Origin of the sequence: Bacillus sp. LJBS17, from assembly GCF_019334685.1 — a bacterium.
Lineage (GTDB): Bacteria > Bacillota > Bacilli > Bacillales > Bacillaceae > Bacillus > Bacillus subtilis.
The window spans coordinates 2,900,332-2,920,929 of record NZ_CP079759.1; the positions used below are offsets into that span (position 1 = coordinate 2,900,332).

The 20,598-nt window shown below is 45.0% G+C and carries 20 protein-coding genes; 5 read left to right on the top strand and 15 right to left on the bottom strand.

Annotation, left to right across the window (positions count from 1 at the left end):
• Positions 1-28: 28 nt before the first annotated feature.
• Positions 29-493 (bottom strand): DUF441 domain-containing protein, encoded by a 465-nt coding sequence (locus tag KXZ66_RS15025; protein ID WP_004398695.1) that lies wholly within the window; start codon positions 491-493, stop codon positions 29-31.
• Positions 494-588: 95 nt separating this feature from the next.
• Here KXZ66_RS15025 and ytvI point away from each other — a divergent pair, with 95 nt between their 5' ends.
• Positions 589-1,704, top strand: coding sequence for a sporulation integral membrane protein YtvI (ytvI, locus tag KXZ66_RS15030; protein ID WP_004399115.1), 1,116 nt, complete (start codon positions 589-591; stop codon positions 1,702-1,704).
• A gap of 32 nt (positions 1,705-1,736) precedes the next feature.
• On the opposite strand, the gene KXZ66_RS15035 is transcribed toward ytvI, so the two are convergent.
• The 7 genes from KXZ66_RS15035 to dnaE form a co-directional block, all read right to left on the bottom strand.
• On the bottom strand, positions 1,737-2,120 hold the full coding sequence (locus KXZ66_RS15035; RefSeq protein ID WP_161621729.1) for an FxsA family protein: 384 nt from the start codon (positions 2,118-2,120) through the stop codon (positions 1,737-1,739).
• Positions 2,121-2,212: 92 nt separating this feature from the next.
• Positions 2,213-3,970, bottom strand: a complete 1,758-nt coding sequence (pyk, locus tag KXZ66_RS15040; RefSeq protein ID WP_021480298.1) for a pyruvate kinase — start codon at positions 3,968-3,970, stop codon at positions 2,213-2,215.
• A 42-nt stretch (positions 3,971-4,012) separates the two neighbouring features.
• Positions 4,013-4,972, bottom strand: coding sequence for a 6-phosphofructokinase (pfkA, locus tag KXZ66_RS15045; RefSeq protein WP_003237788.1), 960 nt, complete (start codon positions 4,970-4,972; stop codon positions 4,013-4,015).
• Positions 4,973-5,155: 183 nt separating this feature from the next.
• Positions 5,156-6,133 (bottom strand): acetyl-CoA carboxylase carboxyl transferase subunit alpha, encoded by a 978-nt coding sequence (gene accA / locus KXZ66_RS15050; protein ID WP_151870114.1) that lies wholly within the window; start codon positions 6,131-6,133, stop codon positions 5,156-5,158.
• Positions 6,118-6,990, bottom strand: coding sequence for an acetyl-CoA carboxylase, carboxyltransferase subunit beta (gene accD / locus KXZ66_RS15055; RefSeq protein ID WP_032726384.1), 873 nt, complete (start codon positions 6,988-6,990; stop codon positions 6,118-6,120). Before accD ends, accA begins: the two co-directional genes overlap by 16 nt.
• Before the next feature lie 334 nt (positions 6,991-7,324).
• Positions 7,325-8,557 carry an NADP-dependent malic enzyme gene (gene maeB, locus KXZ66_RS15060; protein ID WP_014664951.1) on the bottom strand — a complete coding sequence of 411 codons (1,233 nt, stop codon included), beginning with the start codon at positions 8,555-8,557 and terminating at the stop codon, positions 7,325-7,327.
• Between the two features lie 136 nt (positions 8,558-8,693).
• Positions 8,694-12,041 (bottom strand): DNA polymerase III subunit alpha, encoded by a 3,348-nt coding sequence (dnaE, locus tag KXZ66_RS15065; RefSeq protein ID WP_219144607.1) that lies wholly within the window; start codon positions 12,039-12,041, stop codon positions 8,694-8,696.
• A gap of 139 nt (positions 12,042-12,180) precedes the next feature.
• Here dnaE and ytrH point away from each other — a divergent pair, with 139 nt between their 5' ends.
• From ytrH to KXZ66_RS15080, 3 genes are all read left to right on the top strand, one after another.
• Positions 12,181-12,522, top strand: coding sequence for a sporulation membrane protein YtrH (gene ytrH, locus KXZ66_RS15070; protein WP_003229410.1), 342 nt, complete (start codon positions 12,181-12,183; stop codon positions 12,520-12,522).
• The gene (ytrI, locus tag KXZ66_RS15075; protein WP_003229408.1) at positions 12,519-13,022 is read left to right on the top strand and encodes a sporulation membrane protein YtrI; all 504 of its coding nucleotides are present in this window, start codon (positions 12,519-12,521) and stop codon (positions 13,020-13,022) included. Before ytrH ends, ytrI begins: the two co-directional genes overlap by 4 nt.
• A gap of 101 nt (positions 13,023-13,123) precedes the next feature.
• A complete protein-coding gene (locus KXZ66_RS15080) occupies positions 13,124-13,315 on the top strand; it encodes a YtzJ family protein (RefSeq protein WP_003229407.1) in 192 nt (63 codons plus the stop codon).
• Positions 13,316-13,332: 17 nt separating this feature from the next.
• Here KXZ66_RS15080 and nrnA read toward each other — a convergent pair whose 3' ends face one another.
• Positions 13,333-14,274: a bifunctional oligoribonuclease/PAP phosphatase NrnA gene (gene nrnA / locus KXZ66_RS15085; RefSeq protein ID WP_004398971.1), complete on the bottom strand. Its 942-nt coding sequence runs from the start codon at positions 14,272-14,274 to the stop codon at positions 13,333-13,335.
• A gap of 130 nt (positions 14,275-14,404) precedes the next feature.
• On the opposite strand from nrnA, the gene KXZ66_RS15090 reads away from it, so the two are divergent.
• Entirely contained in the window at positions 14,405-14,707 is a 303-nt protein-coding gene (locus KXZ66_RS15090; protein WP_003229401.1) for a YtpI family protein, read from the top strand.
• An 18-nt stretch (positions 14,708-14,725) separates the two neighbouring features.
• On the opposite strand, the gene KXZ66_RS15095 is transcribed toward KXZ66_RS15090, so the two are convergent.
• The 6 genes from KXZ66_RS15095 to KXZ66_RS15115 all read right to left on the bottom strand — a co-directional run bounded on the left by KXZ66_RS15095 (position 14,726) and on the right by KXZ66_RS15115 (position 20,585).
• Positions 14,726-16,045 carry a CBS domain-containing protein gene (locus KXZ66_RS15095; protein WP_004398641.1) on the bottom strand — a complete coding sequence of 440 codons (1,320 nt, stop codon included), beginning with the start codon at positions 16,043-16,045 and terminating at the stop codon, positions 14,726-14,728.
• 110 nt (positions 16,046-16,155) lie between these two features.
• Positions 16,156-16,839, bottom strand: coding sequence for a metal-dependent hydrolase (locus tag KXZ66_RS15100; RefSeq protein ID WP_003245964.1), 684 nt, complete (start codon positions 16,837-16,839; stop codon positions 16,156-16,158).
• A 62-nt stretch (positions 16,840-16,901) separates the two neighbouring features.
• The gene (locus tag KXZ66_RS15105; RefSeq protein ID WP_004398521.1) at positions 16,902-17,669 is read right to left on the bottom strand and encodes an SDR family oxidoreductase; all 768 of its coding nucleotides are present in this window, start codon (positions 17,667-17,669) and stop codon (positions 16,902-16,904) included.
• 126 nt (positions 17,670-17,795) lie between these two features.
• Entirely contained in the window at positions 17,796-17,930 is a 135-nt protein-coding gene (locus tag KXZ66_RS22640; protein WP_004399018.1) for a hypothetical protein, read from the bottom strand.
• 61 nt (positions 17,931-17,991) lie between these two features.
• Entirely contained in the window at positions 17,992-19,377 is a 1,386-nt protein-coding gene (gene argH / locus KXZ66_RS15110; protein ID WP_017695740.1) for an argininosuccinate lyase, read from the bottom strand.
• Positions 19,374-20,585 (bottom strand): argininosuccinate synthase, encoded by a 1,212-nt coding sequence (locus tag KXZ66_RS15115; RefSeq protein ID WP_003229357.1) that lies wholly within the window; start codon positions 20,583-20,585, stop codon positions 19,374-19,376. Before KXZ66_RS15115 ends, argH begins: the two co-directional genes overlap by 4 nt.
• Positions 20,586-20,598: the final 13 nt, after the last annotated feature.

Consider the following 20,598-nt stretch of genomic DNA (forward strand, 5'->3'; position numbering starts at 1 on the left):
AAAAAAGCGGCTTTCAGGCCGCTTTTTTTTATGAAGTGAACAGTTTTACGATCTGCATGGCTAAATAAGCAATCCCCGCTCCGATCAGCGGCCCCACCGCAACTCCTCCAAAAAGCGCGACTGCAAGAATGGTCCCGATCACGAGAGCAGTTGTAATATGCGGATCATTTTCAAGCAGGGTCAGGCCGTTTTTTGCAATCAGCGCCACTGCGATCCCCGCTCCAAGGGCGATCCATGCGTAGGAAGACCGCATTGCTTCTCCAAGCTGCTTAAATCCGATTTCTCCCGTGGCAATCGGGACAAGAACGGCGATGGTAATAATGGTCACACCCCAGTTAATGCCTTTTGACTGGATGGTCGGAAATAATTTCTGATCAAGCCCAACGATTTTGATGATCAAAAGGACGGATACAGCAAAGAGCAATGATTGGTTTTTTGCGATAAGTGCGATAGCCAAGAGTAAAATTAAAAATAAATTCGCTTGTGTAAACACATGCCATCCCTCCTTTAAGAGAATGTATTCATATTCAGCCGCAGCGTGAATACATATAAAAAATAGGACATGCTGACGAGAGGAGGACCGTTTTCGTGAATCAATCTTATATCACTATTTTTTTCAGAACCCTCTTTGTCATATCAATGACCGCAGGGTCGATAGCTGCGGCCTATTATTCGTTTCCGTTAACTTATCCGTTCCTGATCGCCCTTATTCTTTCTTCAGTGATTCATCCTGTTGTCGATTATTTGGACAAAGTGACAGGATTCCCCCGAACGATAAATGTTCTGGGCGTTCTTGCTTTTTTTCTGCTCGCAGCCTTCGGCGTCCTCACCATTCTGGTAGCCGAAATCGTAACGGGAACAGCTTATCTAGCAAAAACGCTGCCTCCGCATATCAGCACGTTTATTTCATATTGCGAAAAATTGTTTACAACACATATTCAGCCGCTCTATAACGAGTTAACTCTTTTGTTTCAAGAATTGGAAACGAACCAGCAGGCTTCCATCGTCACTCATATCCAGACACTCGGTGATTCTGCCGCTAAAAATGCCGGGCTCCTGCTGTCCCACATTCTAGAGATGATCCCGAGATTTTTCGCTCTTCTTCCCAATACGGCGGCGGTTCTGATTTTTTCTCTTCTGGCAACCTTTTTTATGACAAAGGATTGGCATAAGCTGAAAGCCATGCTTGTTTTAATTCTGCCGGATCGTGTGACAGCTAACAGCAAAGCAATCAGCAGCGAATTAAAAAAAGCAATGACTGGTTTTATCAAAGCACAAGCCGTCCTCGTTTTCATCACGATGGTGATTGTATTTATCGGCCTTTCTCTCTTAAAGGTTGAACACGCCGCAACAATTGCTTTTTTAATCGGGCTTGTAGATCTTCTCCCTTACTTAGGTGCCGGCTCCGTATTTGTGCCCTGGATTTTGTATTTATCGATTACGGGCCAGCTGCCCCAAGCGATCGGAATTGGTATCCTGTACCTCGTCGTTCTTATTCAGCGGCAGCTGACAGAGCCCAAGATACTAAGTAAATCTATCGGGATCGATCCGCTGGCAACACTCATCGCCCTGTTTGCCGGCTTTAAATTATTCGGGTTTTTAGGACTGATTGCTGGACCGGCTGTACTCGTCATCATCCAAGCTTTCATCACAACAGGCGCATTAAAAGAAATATGGTCCTATATCACCGTTCAGCAAAAATAAAACGGCAGCCGTTTTTTCATGGCTGCCGTTTTTTATTTGATGATGATCCGCTTATTCTTCGACATTCCTCTCAGCCATTTGAACAGAATCGGCTTACACCAGCCGCGGGTAATCGGGATAAGAAGACAGGCGCCGGCCAAATCTGATAAAAAGCCCGGAAGCATCAGCAATAGACCGCCAATGAAAATGCTCAGACCGTCAGCAATCGCTTCCCCCGGCATTTTGCCATATTGAAGATCACGCTGAACCTTATAATACACTTCGGTTCCTTGTTTTTTTGCAGCTGCTGCGCCGATAATGCCCGTCAGAATCATGAATAGAACTGTCGGCAAAATGCCAATCAGCTTGCCTAAAAATAGGAATATGCCGATTTCTATTGCCGGAAACACAATAAAAAGCAAAAACAAAAATCTCATATCCAAGCCCCCCACACGTGTAACACGTTCTGTTCAACAAAAGGCATGATAAAGAGAAAAGGAAGGGATTCCCCTTCCGTTTTCACCTGTAATTAAAGAACGCTCGCACGGCCTTGATAGACTGCACCTCTGGAAGCGTCAACTGTAATATCCTGGCCATCTGTCAAAATAGATGTCGCATTTTCCAGACCCACGATAACCGGGATGCCAAGGCTTAATCCGACTACCGCCGCATGGCTAGTCAAACCGCCTTCTTCTGTAATAAGAGCAGACGCTTTTTCAAGGGATGCAATCATATCACGGTCAGTGCTTTTGGTAACAAGTACCGCACCGTCAGTCATTTTTTGCTCAGCTTCTTTTGCATTTTGTGCAACGACAACCGGACCGTAAGCTGATTTGCGTCCAATGCCTTGGCCTTTAGCGACGATATCACCGACAGTATGAACCTTCATTAAATTCGTAGTGCCGGACTCACCGACAGTGCCTGCTGTAATAACGATAAGATCGCCGTGTTTTACAATTCCGCTGTTCAATGATTTTTGGACAGCATCCTCAAGCATCTCATCTGTTGAGCTCGCATTTTGGCCGCTTTCCGCGAATACGCCAGATACGAGGGCAAGCTTTCTGGAAATAGAGTCATTTACAGTAACCGCAACAATCGGAGCCTGCGGACGGTATTTTGCAATCATACGTGCTGTATGGCCGCTTTCTGTCGGCGTTACGATCGCAGCAGCATTCAGGTTAATCGCCGTATGCGCGACAGATTGTCCAATTGCGTCTGTAATTGTCATGCCCACTTGATCTCTGCGTTTTGAGAGAATTTCTTTATAATTTAAAGCTTCTTCAGAACGGGACGCGATGTTATGCATTGTTTGAACTGCTTCAACCGGATAGCTTCCGGCAGCAGTTTCACCAGATAGCATGATCGCATCTGTTCCGTCGAAGATCGCGTTTGCAACGTCACTTGCTTCCGCACGAGTCGGACGCGGGTTGCGCTGCATGCTGTCAAGCATTTGTGTTGCTGTAATAACAGGTTTGCCCAGCGCGTTGCATTTTTTGATCAGTTCTTTTTGCACAAGCGGCACTTCTTCAGCTGGAATTTCCACACCTAAGTCTCCGCGTGCAACCATTAAGCCGTCAGACACTTCGAGAATCGCATCGATGTTGTCAACGCCCTCTTGGTTTTCGATTTTAGGGATGATTTGAATATCCTGAGCGTTGTGCTCTTCAAGAAGCTCACGGATTTCGAGCACATCCGTGGAACGTCGAATGAAAGATGGTGCGATGAAGTCTACTCCTTGCTCAATACCGAAAACGATGTCTCGCGCATCCTTTTCAGTAATACCCGGAAGATTGACACTTACGCCCGGTACGTTAACACCTTTTTTATTTTTGAGTGTTCCGTTGTTTAATACTTTTGTTTTGATTTCGCGTTTAGCGGCATCTACATCAAGTACCTCAAGACCGATAAGGCCGTCATCTAACAGAATCGTTGAACCTTGTTCAACGTCATGGACTAAACCTTCATATGTCACTGAAATTTTATCTGTTGTTCCTACAACCTCGTCCATTGAAATAATGAGCTCTTTGCCTGTTTCAAGCTCAATACCGCCGTTTTCCATTGTATGTGTGCGGATTTCAGGACCTTTTGTATCAAGCAGAATTCCAACGTTTTTGCCAAGTTTTTTACTTGCTTCGCGGATATTTTTAATTCTTGCACCGTGTTCCTCAAAATCTCCGTGAGAAAAGTTTAATCGAGCCACGTTCATTCCTGACTCCATTAATTTCGTAAGCATTTCAATACTTTCACTTGCCGGACCGATGGTACAAACAATTTTAGTTTTTCTCATTTGGTTCACTTCCTTCTGAAATCTTCAGCCTTCAGCTGTACATTAGATAGACAGTTCTTTTGAAAGCTGATACATGTTTTGCTCAACTGTGTGTTTTGTCTCAAGTATTTCTATAATATCATGGTCTACAAGCTTATTGTTTTGTATACCTACACAGCGTCCGCCTTTTCCTTCAAGCAGCAGTTCAACTGCATATGCGCCGAGACGGCTTGCTAACACACGGTCAGCAGCACTCGGAGAACCTCCGCGCTGGATATGGCCCAATACAGATACCCTAGTTTCAAGATTTGTTTCTTCTTCAATGCGTTTCCCGAATTCAACACCGCTGCCTACACCTTCGGCAACAATAATAATACTGTGCTTCTTGCCGCGTTCGTGGCCGCGTTTTAAGCGGGCAATGATTTCGTGCATGTCATAGTCTGCCTCAGGGATTAAGATCGATTCCGCGCCCCCTGCAAGACCGGCCCACAATGCGATATCGCCGGCATGACGGCCCATTACTTCGATTACATATGTACGTTCATGAGAAGTCGCTGTATCGCGAATCTTATCAATTGCGTCAATTACTGTATTTAAAGCTGTATCGAAACCGATTGTAAAATCAGTGCCCGGAATGTCATTATCAATTGTACCCGGTACACCTACACATGGAAACCCGTGTTCCGTTAATTTTTTCGCACCCATATATGAACCGTCTCCGCCGATAACAACAAGGCCTTCAATACCAAGCTTCTTCAAGTTTTCTATCCCTTTTTCACGGCCTTCAACTGTTTTGAATTCAGGACATCTTGCCGTATAAAGCTTAGTTCCTCCACGATGTATAATATCGCCTACTGATCCAAGTTCAAGCTTTTCAATCTTTCCGCTGATCAATCCCGCGTATCCGTTGTAAATACCGTAAACTTCAACGTCATGATAGATCGCTTTTCTGACTACTGCGCGAACTGCTGCGTTCATTCCCGGGGAATCCCCGCCGCTCGTTAATACCCCTATACGTTTCATTCTCCATTCACCTCAGCAACATATATGATTAAACATAACATGATCATTGCCCTAAAAACAATGAAAAGGGATCTCCATCCTCCCTATGAAACCTTACCTATTATACAATTAAATAAATTGTTTTTAAATAAAATTTAAGGAATGTCACAAAAAATAAACGTGAGCCAAAGGCTTCACGTTTATTTAGTTTACCCCGATATATTGATCTTCAACCGAGACTTTGCCAATTGCTTTATATTTTTCATAGCGCTGCTGAACTAATTCTTCTTCGCTCAGCTTCAGCAAAGTTTTTAACGATTGTTTAAGGGTTTCGTCCATATAGCTTGCCTGCAGCTTCACATCATGGTGCGCTCCGCCTTTTACTTCTTTAATCATATGATCTATAATACCTAATTCTTTTAAATCCGGCGCAGTGATTTTCATTGTTTCTGCTGCTTTTTTAGCAAGACTGGAGTCCTTCCATAAAAGTGCCGCGGCACCTTCCGGAGAAATAACAGAATAAGTAGAGTTTTCCAGCATATGCAAGTGATTCCCTACACCCAGACCAAGGGCTCCGCCGCTTCCGCCTTCACCGATGACGATGCAGATAACAGGCACTCGAAGGCCGGCCATCTCAAACAGGTTTTTGGCAATAGCTTCACTTTGTCCTCTTTCTTCAGCTGCTCGTCCAGGGTATGCCCCCTTCGTATCAATAAAACAGATAATTGGTCTGTTAAATTTGTCAGCCTGTTTCATCAGACGAAGCGCTTTTCTGTAGCCTTCAGGATGCGGCATCCCAAAATTGCGGACTAGGTTTTCCTTCGTGTCTTTGCCGCGCTGATGCCCGATTACCGTTACAGGGAGGCCGTGGAACTTCGCAACCCCGCCGACAATGGCTTCATCGTCCCCGTACGCTCTGTCTCCGTGACATTCAAAAAAGTCGGTAAACAGGTGTTCGATATAATCAAGAGTTGTCGGACGGTCCGCCAAACGCGCGATTTGAACCCGGTCCCATGGCTTCAAATTTTTATAAATATCATCCTGAAGCTTAGCGAGACGGTCTTCGAGCCGTTCGATTTCCGCACTTAGATCCATATCGGAATCTTGGGTGAATTTTTTTAGTTCGGCGATTTTGGTTTGCAGTTCAATCACCGGTTTTTCAAATTCTAATCTTGGAGCCACTCAATGTCACCTCCTGTTTGATGCATATCCAGCAGATTTTCTAACGTTTTTTTCATATCGTCGCGATGAATAACCGCATCAAGCTGTCCATGTTTTAATAAAAATTCAGCCGTTTGGAAGTCCTCAGGCAGTTTTTCTCCTATTGTCTGTTCAATAATCCGTCTTCCGGCAAAACCGATCAGCGCGCCAGGCTCAGCGAAATTGTAATCGCCAAGGGATGCAAAGCTTGCTGATACGCCCCCGGTAGTCGGATGCGTCATTACTGAAATAATAAGACCCTGTTCTTCACTGAACAGTTTTAACGCAGAGCTTGTCTTAGCCATCTGCATCAAACTTAATACGCCTTCCTGCATTCTAGCGCCGCCTGAAGCCGTAAAAATAATAAACGGAACTTTATCAGCTTTTGCTTTTTCAATCGCAAGCGTGATTTTTTCACCGACGACTGAACCCATGCTGCCCATTCTGAATGAAGAGTCCATGACGGCGACAACAGCCGGGTATCCGCCGATAGTGCCCTTGCCTGTCACAACAGCCTCGTTTAAGGATGTTTTCTCGCGATCTTTTTCAAGCTTTTCCAGATATCCCGGGAAACCAAGCGGATTTTCCGAGAGCATTCCCTGATTGAATTCCTCAAAGGATTGTTCATCCATCAAGCTTTCGATACGCTGTTTTGCGTTCATTGGGAAATGATAATCGCAGTTCATGCATACCCGCATATTTTTATCCAACTCTTTAGTGAGCATGATTTTTTTACACTTAGGACATTTTGTCATAATGCCTTCCGGAACATCGTGCTTCGCTTGTTCAGATGGTACGGAAGCATACTTTTTCTTTTTCGTGAATATATCCTTTAACAAATGATTACCTCCCTTTTGTGAAGGGTTCTCTTCACCGCATGTCATCAAACAGATAGACTTGCTAATAACTTTACCGAAACTATTGTACTTTTTTTGTCAAACGCTGTCATCCTCAATTCGACAACTTTTTATTCGATGACGTGCTCGGAAAGGCTTGTATGAAATCAGATAAGGTGTTGAAACGACAAGGTTGACAGCGTATTCAAAAATAATGTTAAACCCGGCTGAAATTTTTTTAAGGCTAACCCCCTAAAAAAATTTCAGCCGTCAGTTTAACTTGAGAACAGCGCGCCGGTCTCCGCCAACGCGCTGCCATTTTTGGAATGAATTAAAATTATTCACCAATAATCGTAAGTTTTCTTGTTTTTTCTGCGACTTCCTCAGGGTCAACAGTGATTCTTGCAACACCTGTTTCCATCGCAGCTTTTGCCACAGCCTTCGCAACAGCAGGCGCAACACGTTTATCAAACGGTGCAGGGATGACATAGTCTGCGCTAAGCTCATCTTCTGAAACCAGTGAAGCAATGGCTTCAACCGCTGCGATTTTCATTTCCTCGTTAATATGAGTGGCACGCACATCAAGTGCTCCGCGGAAAATACCAGGGAATGCAAGAACATTGTTTACTTGGTTCGGGAAGTCAGAACGGCCAGTTCCGATAACGCTTGCTCCGGCTTCACGCGCATCTTCCGGCATGATTTCCGGATTTGGATTTGCCATTGCAAAGATAATCGGATCTTTTGCCATGCTTTGAACCATCTCTTTTGTTAACGCGCCTGCTACAGAGACACCGATAAATACGTCAGCATCAACGATGACATCTTTCAGAGAACCGTCTTTGCGATCTTGGTTCGTGAACTTCGCCACTTCATTTTTGACATCGTTCATGCCGTTCGGGCGCCCTTCATAAATGGCCCCTTTGGAATCGCACATCACAATGTCGCGAACGCCATAATGATGAAGAAGCTTGATAATCGCAATGCCAGCCGCACCCGCGCCGTTTGCGACAACTTTAATGGATGACATGGATTTTCCAGACAGTTTCAGCGCGTTCACAAGACCTGCTACGGTTACAATGGCAGTACCGTGCTGATCATCATGGAAAACCGGGATGTTTGTTTCTTTTTTGAGGCGCTCTTCAATGATAAAGCAGTTTGGCGCTGCAATATCTTCAAGGTTGACGCCGCCAAATGTCGGTTCCAGCAATTTTACAGTTTCAACGATTTTATCAACATCGTTTGTGTTTAAAGCAATCGGGAACGCATCTACGCCCGCAAAGCTTTTGAAAAGAACTGCTTTCCCTTCCATAACAGGAAGCGCCGCTTCAGGGCCGATGTTTCCAAGGCCAAGTACAGCTGTACCGTCAGTTACAACTGCTACCATGTTCCCCTTCATTGTATAATCATATACTTTGTTAATGTCTTCATGAATATCCTTACACGGTTCTGCAACACCCGGAGAATACGCGAGGCTTAGATCTTTCGCATTTCTGACCTCTACTTTTGATTTAGACTCCAGTTTCCCCTGGTTGACTTTATGCAGGTGTAATGCTTCTTCTCTTAATGACATTCTCCTAAACACTCCTTATGGATATTTTTTGATTCGTATACTGCTGCGTTGATTGCTGCATTCTGCGGAGTAAATCTATCTGAATATTTAAACAGGATCACATAATTGCTCCAATTGTATAACAAAAAGCGAATCGTTACCACTGTTTTAAAACGACGTTTTTTTGACCCAACAGCTCTTTTAAGCGATATAACACCTGGTGATCTGCATTGATATGGAACGACTCAGGTAGCTTAATCGTCTGTTTTTGCCTTTCATAATAGAGATAAACGCCTGTTTCCCCTTTATGCTCCAGCAAAATGCGCTTAATCTTTGCCAGGATCTCCTGGCTGTGCTGACTGCTTTCTATTTTTATATAAACCGATGGCGCTTTTTCTGCATCCATATTTTCTAATAATTCTGCCCGGGACATGATGAATTGGATCTTATCTTGTCTAACTTCACATTTCCCCGCAGTGAACAAAAGAGCGCCTTCTCTTAAAACGGGAGAAAGCTGTCTGAATTGTTCAGGGAAGACTACGGCTTCCATCTCGCCGGTTTCATCACTGAGCGTTAAAAACGCCATGTTTTGACCTGTTTTCGTCCGAATCGTTTTGATCTTCGACAGCAGAACGCCTAGTGAAAGCTGCCTTTTGACTGCTCGCTGAGCCTGCAGAATGGAGACTGCTCCTTGCGCAGTGAGCTGTTTTCGGAAGGCGGAGAGGGGATGATTTGAAAAATAAATGCCAAGCGTTTCCTTTTCAAACGCAAGTAAATCCACCAGAGGAAGCTCCTCCGTCTCCACATACTTCGGCTTAATTGAAAACGATTCATCTAAAAACAATCCCATTTGGTCATCGTCCGCGGCGAATAGCTCAGCATGTTCCAAAGCAACATCAATGGATGCGAGCAGCGTGGCCCGGTTTTGGCCGAATTCGTCCATCGCACCAGAAAAGATAAGTGCTTCAAGCACTTTGCGATTTACGCTTTTTGACGGCACGCGAAAGCAGAAATCGAAAAGATCTTCAAATGGTTTCTCTTTTCTTGCTTTATATATATCTTTGACTGCTGAGACGCCTACACTTTTTATTGTGCGGAGGCTGTATCTGACAGATCCGTTTTCAACTGTAAACGGAAAACTGCTTTTATTCACTGACGGAGGAAGGATACGAATCCCGCTCCCCTTTGCTTCGTAAAGATATTGAGAGATTTTATCCTCATTGCCAATGACGCTTGTCAGCAATCCGCACATAAAATATAACGGATAATGAGCTTTCAAATACGCAAGCTGGCACCCGATCATGCTGTATGCCACCGCATGGCTTCTGTTAAAGCCATAGTTTGCGAATTTGACGATTAAATCGTAGACCTCATTTGCAGTGTCTACAGAATACTCCTTTTTTAAGCACCCTTCAACAAAATGGCTTCGCTCTCTGTCCAGGATTTCTTTTTTCTTTTTGCTGACCGCCCTTCTCAATAGGTCCGCTTCGCCTAAAGAAAACCCCGCCATACGGGAAGCAATCATCATAATTTGTTCCTGATACACAATGACGCCATATGTATCTTCCAAAATGCTCCTTAAATCTTCATGAGGATAGTGAACAGGCGCCCGGCCGTGTTTACGGTCGATAAATAACGGAATATTTTCCATCGGACCCGGCCGGTACAGTGCATTGACCGCCACAATATCTTCTAGGCCCGAAGGTTTCAGCCGTTTCAAGACGCTTCTCATCCCTGCAGATTCAAGTTGGAAAATGCCTGTCGTATCCCCTTTTGACAGCAAGGAGAACGTTTTGTCATCGCTGTAGGATATACTTGAAAGATCTATTTTAATATTTTCTTCTTTTTCAATCATTGAAGTGATGGATTCAATAAGTGTCAGATTCCTCAAACCTAAGAAATCCATTTTTAAAAGGCCCAAGTCTTCAAGATGGTCCATCGCATATTGCGTTAAATAGATCCCTTCATGCCCTTCTTGAAGCGGAACAACATCTGTTAACGGTTCTTCACTCAGGACAACGCCCGCTGCGTGGGTTGATGCATGCCTTGGCAGCCCTTCTATTTTCCGGGCAATTGAATAGACTTGCTGAAGCAGGCTTGACTCCCGAAGCCGCTTATCCAGCTGCGGTGACTGCTGTCTCGCTTCATCCAGCGTCATTCCCGGTCTTGAAGGAATGAGTTTTGCAAGCTGATCTGCCTCCTTCGGGCTGACGCCGAATACTCTGCCGACGTCCCGGAGCGCCGCCTTTGCCGCAAGTGTTCCAAAGGTGATAATCTGTGCGACGTGCATTGCACCGTATTTCTGCTGAACATATTGAATGACTTCATCCCTTCTAGTATCGGGAAAGTCAATATCAATATCCGGCATGCTGACGCGTTCGGGATTTAAAAATCTTTCAAACAGAAGGTGATGCTTAATCGGGTCAACATCTGTGATATACAGCACATATGCCACAAGAGAACCCGCCGCAGAACCTCTTCCCGGTCCTGTAACAATCCCTTTTTCATGGGCGTGCTTCATAAAATCCCACACGATCAGAAAGTAATCGCTGAACTTCATCCGCTTGATGACATCAAGCTCATACTGAAGACGGCGAAGGTATCGTTCATCAGGCTTGCCGAAACGGCTGCGGAGTCCCTCCATACAGATATCCGTTAAATAATCATCAGCGGACGTTCCGTCTGGGGTCGGAAAAGACGGTAGACGGGTCTGCCCGAGACTGACGTCAACCCGGCATTGTTCCGCGATCTCTACAGAAGCTTGCAGTGCCTCGGGATGCTCTCGATAAATGTTTTGCATTTCTTCGAGAGGTTTCAAATCGAGATCAGGCAAATCTTCAGCGGGTGCATCCGTCAGTTTTTCCCCCGCTTTAATCGCTTTCAAACAACGGTAGGCAGCCTTATCTTCCTTCCTTATGTAATGCACATCGCCTGTGGCCGTAACAGGGATACCCGTTTCTTCTGATAGCTTTAGAATCTGCGCAGACAAGACTTGATTCCCTTTAAAAGGCTGATAGGAGAAATAAAAAGCTCCCTTTCCGAATATAGACTGAAATTCCAGCGAGGCTTGAGCAGCCTGTTCGAACAGCCCTCCTTCAAGAAGCGTTTCAATATATCCTTTTTCGCCGGGCGTTATTGCGATAATCCCTTCTCGATAACTGTGAAGCCATTTCGGCTTCAGTCCGCCTTTTGATTTAGATTGCAGAACGCTGCTGATTTTCAGCAGGTTTTGATAGCCTGTATTTGATTTTGCCAGCAGGACGAGCGGGTATGCTTCAAGCTCGCTGTCATCTGTAAAAACAGAAGCCGTCAAACCGATTATTGGGTTGATCCCTCTCGCCTTGCAAGCTTTATAAAATTGAATAGCTCCGTACATGACATGATCATCTGTCAGCGCCAAAGACGCATATCCGAGCCTGTCAGCTTCACTGACGAGTTCTTCCACAGCCGCGGCGCTGTTTAGCAGGCTATACCCGCTATGCACTTGCAGGTGAACAAAAGACATGCTATCACCTCTTTCTCATTACGATTCATTTCTTCCCTCATTATAAGGCCGGTTTCCAAAAGAAACAAACGTTCTTTTTTGACTCATCATCATACTTGTCCTGAAAGCTCAATATGATATAAAAGGTGAGGTGATAAAGATGGATCAGGAAGCAGGATTTATGGTGAATTTTATCAATAGCTACTTCATTGCGTTAGGGGTGCTGATCGGGGGCGCACTCATTGGAGGGCTCGGAGCATACTTGGCAGGCGAACCTCCGCTTACAGCCATTACAAAGCTTGCCAACCGGTTAAAAATATGGGCGCTTGTCGCAGCTATCGGAGGCACCTTTGATGCGGTATACAGCTTTGAACGCGGCATACTCGAAGGCAATACGAGAGATATCTTTAAACAGCTTCTTTTAATTATTTCGGCCATGGGGGGCGCGCAAAGCGGCTGGCTTATTATATCATGGCTGACCCAGGAGCATCTTTCTTCATGAGGGTCCCCCAGCATTACAAAAAACCGGGATGGCAGCGTTTTTTCGCGGGAATGATGTGCGGGGCCGTAATCAGCTGGTTCTTTTTCCTGTTTACCTACGGAACATTCCAAGAGGAGCAGGTCAGCCTCATCGAAAAGCAAAAAGAGCATGTAAAAGACTTGAACAATCAAATTTCGATCTATCAGGAAGACCTCCATAAACTGAATGAAGATAATAAAAGAAAACTGCTGATTCAAAGCGTCAGCGTCAAATTGCTGAATGGGGATAAATATAAAATATCACAGCCGGATAAAACGAAATTCGAGGAGCATGTAAAGGATGATATTTCAGAGGTGATTACAAAAGACATAGAGAGCGTCTATCAAACAAAGGATCTCTTGAAGCGGACAATTGAAAATAAAGTCTATATGATCAATGAAAAAAAATACGAGGCAACCGTCAGAGAATTGATTATTTATACGAGGCTGACAGTGGAACTTGAAATATCTTTCGCCACATAATTATGGATTTTTTTCAAATTCTCCAAACTTCTGTCGCTTTTTCCCATTCTTTTTTATAAACTATATGTGAGGCTTAATGGCGAAAGGAAGGAGGAAGGGAAATGGAGGTTTACAGTGACCGTCAGTTAGCAAAAGATCAAGCAGCCCGTCTCAGACAAGGTTTTTCTGCATATGCCGAAACAAACTCACTCGCTTCCCTCATCAAAAAAGAACTTCAATCACACAATCTCCAAGTCTACGAGGACCTTACTGATTTCGGCTGCTGGTTCATCCCCGTCACAGATGAACACTAAGAGAGAGGGTCTCCCCTCTACTCGTGTTCTTTACATAATGTTTCCAGATCAGCTAAAATCCGATCAGCTTCATCCCAGCTGTAAATAGAGGCGCCTGAAGCTAACGGATGCCCTCCGCCGTTATATTTCCGGGCAAGTCCGTTAATGACAGGCCCCTTCGAACGGAATCTGACTCTGATTTGATCGTCTTCTTCTACGAAAAACACCCAGGCGCGAATACCTGAGATATTGCCAAGCGTCCCGACAAGCTGCGACGCTTCAGAAGCCGTTGTGCCGAATTTTTCAAGCGTATCCTTTTTGATGAAAACAGAAGCAGCCCCGTTTTCGGACAAAGACACATTTTGAAAGATAAAGCCGTTAAGCTTCACCACATTCAGTTTTGTTTCATACAATTGATTAAATAACTCTGAGGAAGAGAATGGATACTGAATGAGCTCGCCTGCATATTTTAATGTTTTTTCCGTGGTATTCGGAAATAAAAAGCGTCCGGTATCTCCAACAATGCCGGCGTAGATCAGCTCTGCCGCTTTCGTATTCAGCTTCCAGCCGTGCTCTTTTCCTTCTAAATACAGCTCGTAAATCATTTCACTTACTGAGCTGGCGCTTGTATCGACCCAGAGAAGGTCACCGTATGGATCTTCGTTCGGATGGTGGTCGATTTTCATTAGTTTGGCGCCTGAAGGATAACGCTGATCGTCGATTCTTTCTTGATTTGCCGTGTCACAGACAATGACAAGTGCGCCTTCATATGTTTCATTGTCCACCTCATCGAGGGAATATAAAAAAGAGAGGGACGGTTCAGGCGTGCCGACCGCAAAAATATTTTTTTCAGGATATGTTTCACGCAGGATTTCCGTAAGCCCGCACTGTGATCCGTAGGCATCCGGATCAGGACGCACATGTCTATGTAAGATAATCGTGTCATATAATGATATGGTTCTGATCAATTCTGTTTTCATTTGATACTCCTTTATTGTTTTTATTCATTAAATCACATTCTCTGCCGACGGAAAAGAAAAATAACGTCAAAACCAAGCCCGTTTTTGTATAAAATGGGTTTGTAAACTTTTACGATGGAGGATTTCATTTATGCTGGTTCTTGTTTTTTTGATTGGGCTTTCAGCCTGCTTTTATGTGTACTATAAAGTAAAAGGCGTACGGGCAAAGCCATCTTTGGCAAAAGAAATATGTTCAGCAAAATCAAGCATGGCCTTAGGGTCACTAGTCCTGTTCTACGGGCTTAACCAAATGATATTATTCCATTCAGTATTAACGTTAGTAATCGGCGGTATCTTTATCGTCATAGGAGCAGGAAGCGCTTGGGCAGGTTATAAAGCCTTTAGGCATTACAATCCCCTTCACGCCAAAGAAGCTGAAAGAGATCACGCGTAAGGGGCGCCTGAACGTCCCTTAGCTTCTTTCCATCAGCTGAACCATCAGCATCGCTTTAGACACGATATGACCTTGGCTGTGCACTTCCACTTCCATTTTCCCAAACTTTCTGCCGGCCTCCAAGATGCGAGGTTTGACTTCGATGACTGATTCCATCTGCACAGGCTTCAAAAAGAAGATGGTGATGCTCTCTATGACGAGTTCGCCGCGTTTTTTCGAGCGCAAAAATCGGTTTGCCGCTTGCGTCAAAATGGTCGTAAATACGCCATAAGAAATGGTTCCAAGCTGATTTGTCATTTGCGGCGTGACTTCATACTCGTAAACCGTTTGATCTTCTTTATCATCACCCTCATCTTTAAACCCCCTTGAAACGATATCATCAAGCTTCTCCCCAACCTGCGGCTGCTTTTGAATCATTTGAAGAGCTTTCAATACGTCTTGGCGGCTGATCATGCCGATGAGTTTTTGGTGGCCGTCAGTGACGGGAAGCACTTCGATCCCTTCCCATACCATCATTTGCGCAGCTGAAGCGACAGATGTTTTCCCAATAACCGTGACGGGATTTTTGGTCATAACTTTTTCTATAGATGCATTTCGGTCATGGCCAGCAATATCTTTTGATGTCAGAATGCCATGGATTTTCATTTGATCGTCGACAACCGGGAAGCGGCCGTGCCCTGTTTCAAAATTTTTCTCATACCATTTTTCAAGTTTATCCTTAGGCGAAAGATATACCGTGCGGTCAGCAGGTGTTAGGATGTCCTCCACTAAAACAATTTCTTTTTTGATCAGCTGGTCATAAATTGCCCGGTTAATCATCGCGGCAACTGTAAAGGTGTCATAGCTCGTGGATAAAATCGGCAGTTCAAGCTCATCTGCCAGCTGCACAATGCTGTCATCCGTGTTAAAGCCCCCGGTCACCAATACGGCCGCGCCCGCTTCAAGCGCCTGCCTGTGTGCATTGATTCTGTTTCCGACAATCAAAAGATTCCCCGCTGCGGTGTAACGCATCATCGCGTCAAGCTCCATCGCGCCGATGACGAATTTATTCAATGTCTTATGGAGCCCTGCCCTGCCTCCGAGCACTTGTCCGTCTATAACATTTACAACCTCTGCATAGGTAAGCTTTTCAATGTTCTCTTTTTTCTTTTGTTCAATTCTGATTGTGCCCACACGTTCAATCGTGCTGACAAACCCTTTATTCTCTGCTTCCTTGATCGCTCTGTACGCGGTTCCTTCGCTTACTTTCATTTCCTTTGCAATTCTTCGGACAGAAATTTTTTCACCGACAGGCAGTGAATCGATATACGTTAAAATTTGTTCATGCTTCGTTGCCAAGCCTTTCACCTCTAAGGACAGTCTTCTTGTTTTTATTATAAGGTTTCAAAGGATTTATACGCAATGAGGCTGGAAAATAAAAAACCATCTCCTAGAGATGGTTTCACGGTTTAAAGCTCGATCGTCTCACCGACCGACATGACTTTGCCGACTCCGCCCGGCAGGCTGTCAGCGAATGCTTCTGGGTCTTGTTCGATGACCGGGAATGTATTGTAATGCACCGGCACGACCTGTTTTGCGCGCAGCCATTCAGCGGCAAGCTTGGCGTCTTCAGGCCCCATCGTAAAGTTATCGCCAATCGGCAGGAAAGCAAGGTCGATATGATTCAATTCGCCAATGAGTTTCATATCAGAGAAAAGAGCCGTATCGCCCGCGTGGAAAATCGTTTTATCTTCTACAGTCAGCAAAATACCGGCAGGCATGCCTGTGTAAGTGATCGTTTTGTTTTCTTCATCTGTGATGGCTGATCCATGAAAGGCCTGTGTGAGCTTCACTTTTCCAAAATCGAACTGGCGGGAGCCGCCGATGTGCATTGGATGAACATTCAAGCCTTTCCAGCCTAAGTACACAGCGAGCTCGTTCGGGGCTATAACCAGCGCGTTATTTTGCTTGGCGATTTGTTCAGTATCACCGACATGGTCATTGTGGCCGTGCGTTAGTAAGATGACATCCGCTTTTACATCCTCCGGCTTTATATCCGTTAATGAATTCCCTGTTAAAAACGGATCAAAAATAATATGATGGTCCTTCGTTTCCACTGTGATTACAGAATGTCCGTGATATGTCACTTTCATTTCTTTCACCTCGTCACATGATTTTGATTTTTTTATTTTCCCTTTTTAAAAAGCTGAAAAACTTATGTTGTTTGATTCTTGTTAATGACATTGAGGCCTCCGGTGGCTTCAATGACAGTCCCTGTCACAAGGTCTGAGTTCTCCTCACACAAGAAAGCGATAATCCGGGCGATATCCTCGCCTGTACCGGATCTTCCTATCGGCGTTTTTTCTTTGCCGATTCGCATTCTGGCTTCCTCTATCGATGCTTCTTTCATGTCGCCGACAATGTCTCCCGGGCAAACCATGTTGGCGGTTATGCCGAATTCGGCTTCTTCAATGGCAATTGTCTTCGTCAAAGAAGCCAAGCCCACTTTCGCAGCGCCAAATGCCGATCGGTGAAGCCAGCCGGGCGCGTGAGCCGCACCTTGGAATCCGTACGTAATGATGCGTCCAAATTGCTGTTTTCTCATAATAGGAATAACCGCTTTGAATAAATGAAAGACGGCGCTTAAATTTCCTTCCAGCATGCCATACCATTCATCATCAGTATAATCGGCTAACTTTTTACGTTCAAATATGTATGGTCCCGCGTTGTTAATCAAAAAGTCGATCCTTCCGAAGCGGTTTAAGGCAGCCTCTGCAATACGCAGCAGATCTTCTTTTTTGGTGACATCACCTTTTACAAATTGCAGCCGGTCAAGACAATCGGGACAGGCTTCCTTCAGGCGGCTGACTGCCTCCTCATCCTGTCTGTAATTGACTGTTACTGAATACCCCTTTGCAAGCAACGTTTCAGTCACTTTGCGGCCTAAACCCTTCGAACCGGCAGTAATTAAAGCATGTCGCACATGAATACCTCCCAAAGCAACGTCGCCGCTTTCAATAAAGTGTTTCTTCTTCTACTTTACTATAAAAGGCTTGCAATATCACTTTTTACACTTTGGCATACAAAAAAAGCTGCCTGTACAGACAGCTTATTCTGCAGGAGATGAAGACTCCTGATCAGGCATATCGACATAACCGCTTTGATACGCTTCTGAAATGAGCCTTGTTGTCTCCTGGCTTTCTTGTTCATCATAAATATAGCGTTCCGGTTCTTTTTTCATCATTCTGCCTCCCATCATTATAGAGGTAGGTTGGCTATAATGACGGGATTTTATGAAGGAAATTTTAACAAACTCCTGCTGCCACGCAAGCTTTCGCTTTTTCAAGCGCCTGCTTTACCTGTTTGAATCCGGTGCCCCCGGCGCTCATTCTTTTTTCAACTGCGTAGTAAGGGTCTAACACAGTGTAAATATCTTCTTCGAATAGTGTGCTCGCCTGCTGAAACTCGCCAAACGGCATATCGCTTAAATAGATCCCTCTTTCGATGCATGTGTACACAAGTTTCCCGACCACTTCATGCGCTTCTCTGAACGGCATCCCCTTTTTAGCTAAATAATCCGCCAGTTCCGTCGCATTTGAAAAGTCTTGTTTTGTTGCTTGCTTCATGACGTCTTTGTTTACAGTCATTGTTTGGATCATGCCTGTGAAGATTTGCAGGCTGCCCTCCACCGTTTTCACCGTGTCAAACATGCCCTCTTTGTCTTCCTGCAGATCTTTGTTGTAAGCGAGCGGAAGTCCTTTCATGATCGTAAACAGCCCCATCATATCGCCGTATACGCGTCCTGTTTTGCCGCGGATCAGCTCCGCCATATCAGGATTTTTCTTTTGCGGCATCATGCTGCTTCCTGTTGCGTACGTATCGTCAAGCTCGATGAATTTAAACTCCTGCGAGCACCATAAAATGATTTCTTCAGAGAAACGGGAGAGGTGCATCATCAGCATACTGCTGTTGCTTAAAAACTCCAAAATGAAGTCTCTGTCGCTGACGCCGTCCAAGCTGTTTTCATAAATGGCATCAAAGCCGAGCAGTTCCGCTGAATAATCACGGTCAATTGGGAAGGTTGTTCCCGCGAGCGCCCCGCAGCCGAGCGGAGATTTGTTAATCCGCTTCATTGAATCCTGAAAACGCTCCTTGTCGCGCTCAAGCATCCAGAAATACGCAAGCAGATGGTGAGCGAATGAAATCGGCTGGGCGCGCTGCAGATGTGTGTAGCCCGGCAGAATCGTTTCAACGTTCGCTTCCGCCTTTTCAATCAGCGCACTTTGGAATGCCTCAATCAGCTCGATGATGTGGCCGACATGATTCTTCAAATATAAATGCATGTCAGTCGCCACCTGGTCATTCCGGCTTCTGCCGGTATGCAGCTTGCCGCCAAGAGGACCGATTTCGTCAATGAGCATTTTCTCAATGTTCAAATGAATATCCTCATAATCGACTGAGAATTCCAATGCTCCCTCCTCTGCTTTTTGCAAAAGGGTATTCAGGCCCTCTCGGATTTTCAGCTCTTCTTCAGCTGTCAGAATACCGCATTTTTTCAGCATGGCAGCATGTGCGAGAGACCCTGTAATGTCTTCAGCAACTAAATTTTGGTCAAATGATATGGACGCGCCGAACTCGTCGACCCATTTTTCCGGTGTTTTTTGAAATCGGCCTCCCCAAAGCTTCTTCATGCTTTAATCTGCTCCTTCTTTTTCACGATGCTGTTCACTTTTGTCGGAAGTCCCCAAAGCTCGATAAATCCGATTGCTGCATGGTGATCAAATGCATCGTCTTTTGTATATGTTGCAAGTTTTTCATCATATAGAGAGTATTCTGATTTACGTCCTTCTACAATTGCATGGCCTTTAAACAGCTTCACGCGGACAATGCCTGTGACATGCTTTTGCGTTTCTTTTAAGAAAGCGTGCAGCGCGTCTTTTAACGGTGAGAACCATAAGCCGTTGTAAATGATTTCTGACATTTTTTGCTCGATGATCGGTTTAAAGTGGGCTACCTCTTTCACCAGTGTCAAATCTTCTAATTCTTTATGCGCTTTGATCAGTGTCATCGCACCAGGGCATTCGTATACTTCCCGGGATTTAATGCCGACGAGGCGGTTTTCCACGTGGTCGATACGTCCGACACCGTGCGCGCCCGCCATTTCATTCAGCTTCAAGATCAGCTCAGAAAGCGAGTAGGAAACACCGTCAATGGAGACAGGCACGCCTTGTTCAAATGCAATTTCAATCACTTCCGGCGTGTCCGGCGTTTTTTCCAGCGGAGCTGTTAAATCGTATGCACCTTCTGGCGGCGCCGCCCATGGATCTTCTAAAATACCGCACTCATTGGCGCGTCCCCAGAGGTTTTGGTCGATAGAATACGGGCTGTCAAGATTGATCGGAATCGGAATGCCGCGGCTAGCCGCATATTCAATTTCTTCTTCACGTGACCACTGCCATTCGCGAACCGGCGCGATGACTTCTAGGTCAGGGTTTAATGATTTAATGGAGACTTCGAAACGAACCTGGTCATTTCCTTTCCCTGTGCATCCGTGGGCAATCGCCTGTGCATCTTCTTTTTCCGCAATTTCAACCAGTTTTTTCGCGATCAGCGGTCGAGATAATGCCGAAACAAGCGGGTATTTTCCTTCATACATTGTGTGGGCCTGCAAAGAGATAAGCGCGTAATCCTGTGCAAATTCTTCTTTTGCATCGATCACGTAGGAGTTTGTAGCGCCGACTTCAAGCGCTTTCTGCTGAACAAATGCCAAATCTTTGCCCTCACCGACATCCAGGCAGCAGGCGATTACATTATATCCTTGCTCCTGAAGCCATTTTATTGCGACGGAAGTATCAAGACCTCCTGAGTATGCTAATACGACTTTTTTCTGTTCTGACATGATAAAAATCCCC

Excerpts from the sequence above, each read along its gene's own strand:
- KXZ66_RS15035 (WP_161621729.1), bottom strand. The coding sequence starts at position 2,120 with ATGAGATTTTTGTTTTTGCTTTTTATTGTGTTTCCGGCAATAGAAATC.
- pyk (WP_021480298.1), bottom strand. The coding sequence starts at position 3,970 with ATGAGAAAAACTAAAATTGTTTGTACCATCGGTCCGGCAAGTGAAAGT.
- pfkA (WP_003237788.1), bottom strand. The coding sequence starts at position 4,972 with ATGAAACGTATAGGGGTATTAACGAGCGGCGGGGATTCCCCGGGAATG.
- maeB (WP_014664951.1), bottom strand. The coding sequence starts at position 8,557 with ATGTCATTAAGAGAAGAAGCATTACACCTGCATAAAGTCAACCAGGGG.
- dnaE (WP_219144607.1), bottom strand. The coding sequence starts at position 12,041 with ATGTCTTTTGTTCACCTGCAAGTGCATAGCGGGTATAGCCTGCTAAAC.
- ytrH (WP_003229410.1), top strand. The coding sequence starts at position 12,181 with ATGGATCAGGAAGCAGGATTTATGGTGAATTTTATCAATAGCTACTTC.
- ytrI (WP_003229408.1), top strand. The coding sequence starts at position 12,519 with ATGAGGGTCCCCCAGCATTACAAAAAACCGGGATGGCAGCGTTTTTTC.
- KXZ66_RS15080 (WP_003229407.1), top strand. The coding sequence starts at position 13,124 with ATGGAGGTTTACAGTGACCGTCAGTTAGCAAAAGATCAAGCAGCCCGT.
- nrnA (WP_004398971.1), bottom strand. The coding sequence starts at position 14,274 with ATGAAAACAGAATTGATCAGAACCATATCATTATATGACACGATTATC.
- KXZ66_RS15090 (WP_003229401.1), top strand. The coding sequence starts at position 14,405 with ATGCTGGTTCTTGTTTTTTTGATTGGGCTTTCAGCCTGCTTTTATGTG.
- KXZ66_RS15100 (WP_003245964.1), bottom strand. The coding sequence starts at position 16,839 with ATGAAAGTGACATATCACGGACATTCTGTAATCACAGTGGAAACGAAG.
- KXZ66_RS22640 (WP_004399018.1), bottom strand. The coding sequence starts at position 17,930 with ATGATGAAAAAAGAACCGGAACGCTATATTTATGATGAACAAGAAAGC.
- argH (WP_017695740.1), bottom strand. The coding sequence starts at position 19,377 with ATGAAGAAGCTTTGGGGAGGCCGATTTCAAAAAACACCGGAAAAATGG.
- KXZ66_RS15115 (WP_003229357.1), bottom strand. The coding sequence starts at position 20,585 with ATGTCAGAACAGAAAAAAGTCGTATTAGCATACTCAGGAGGTCTTGAT.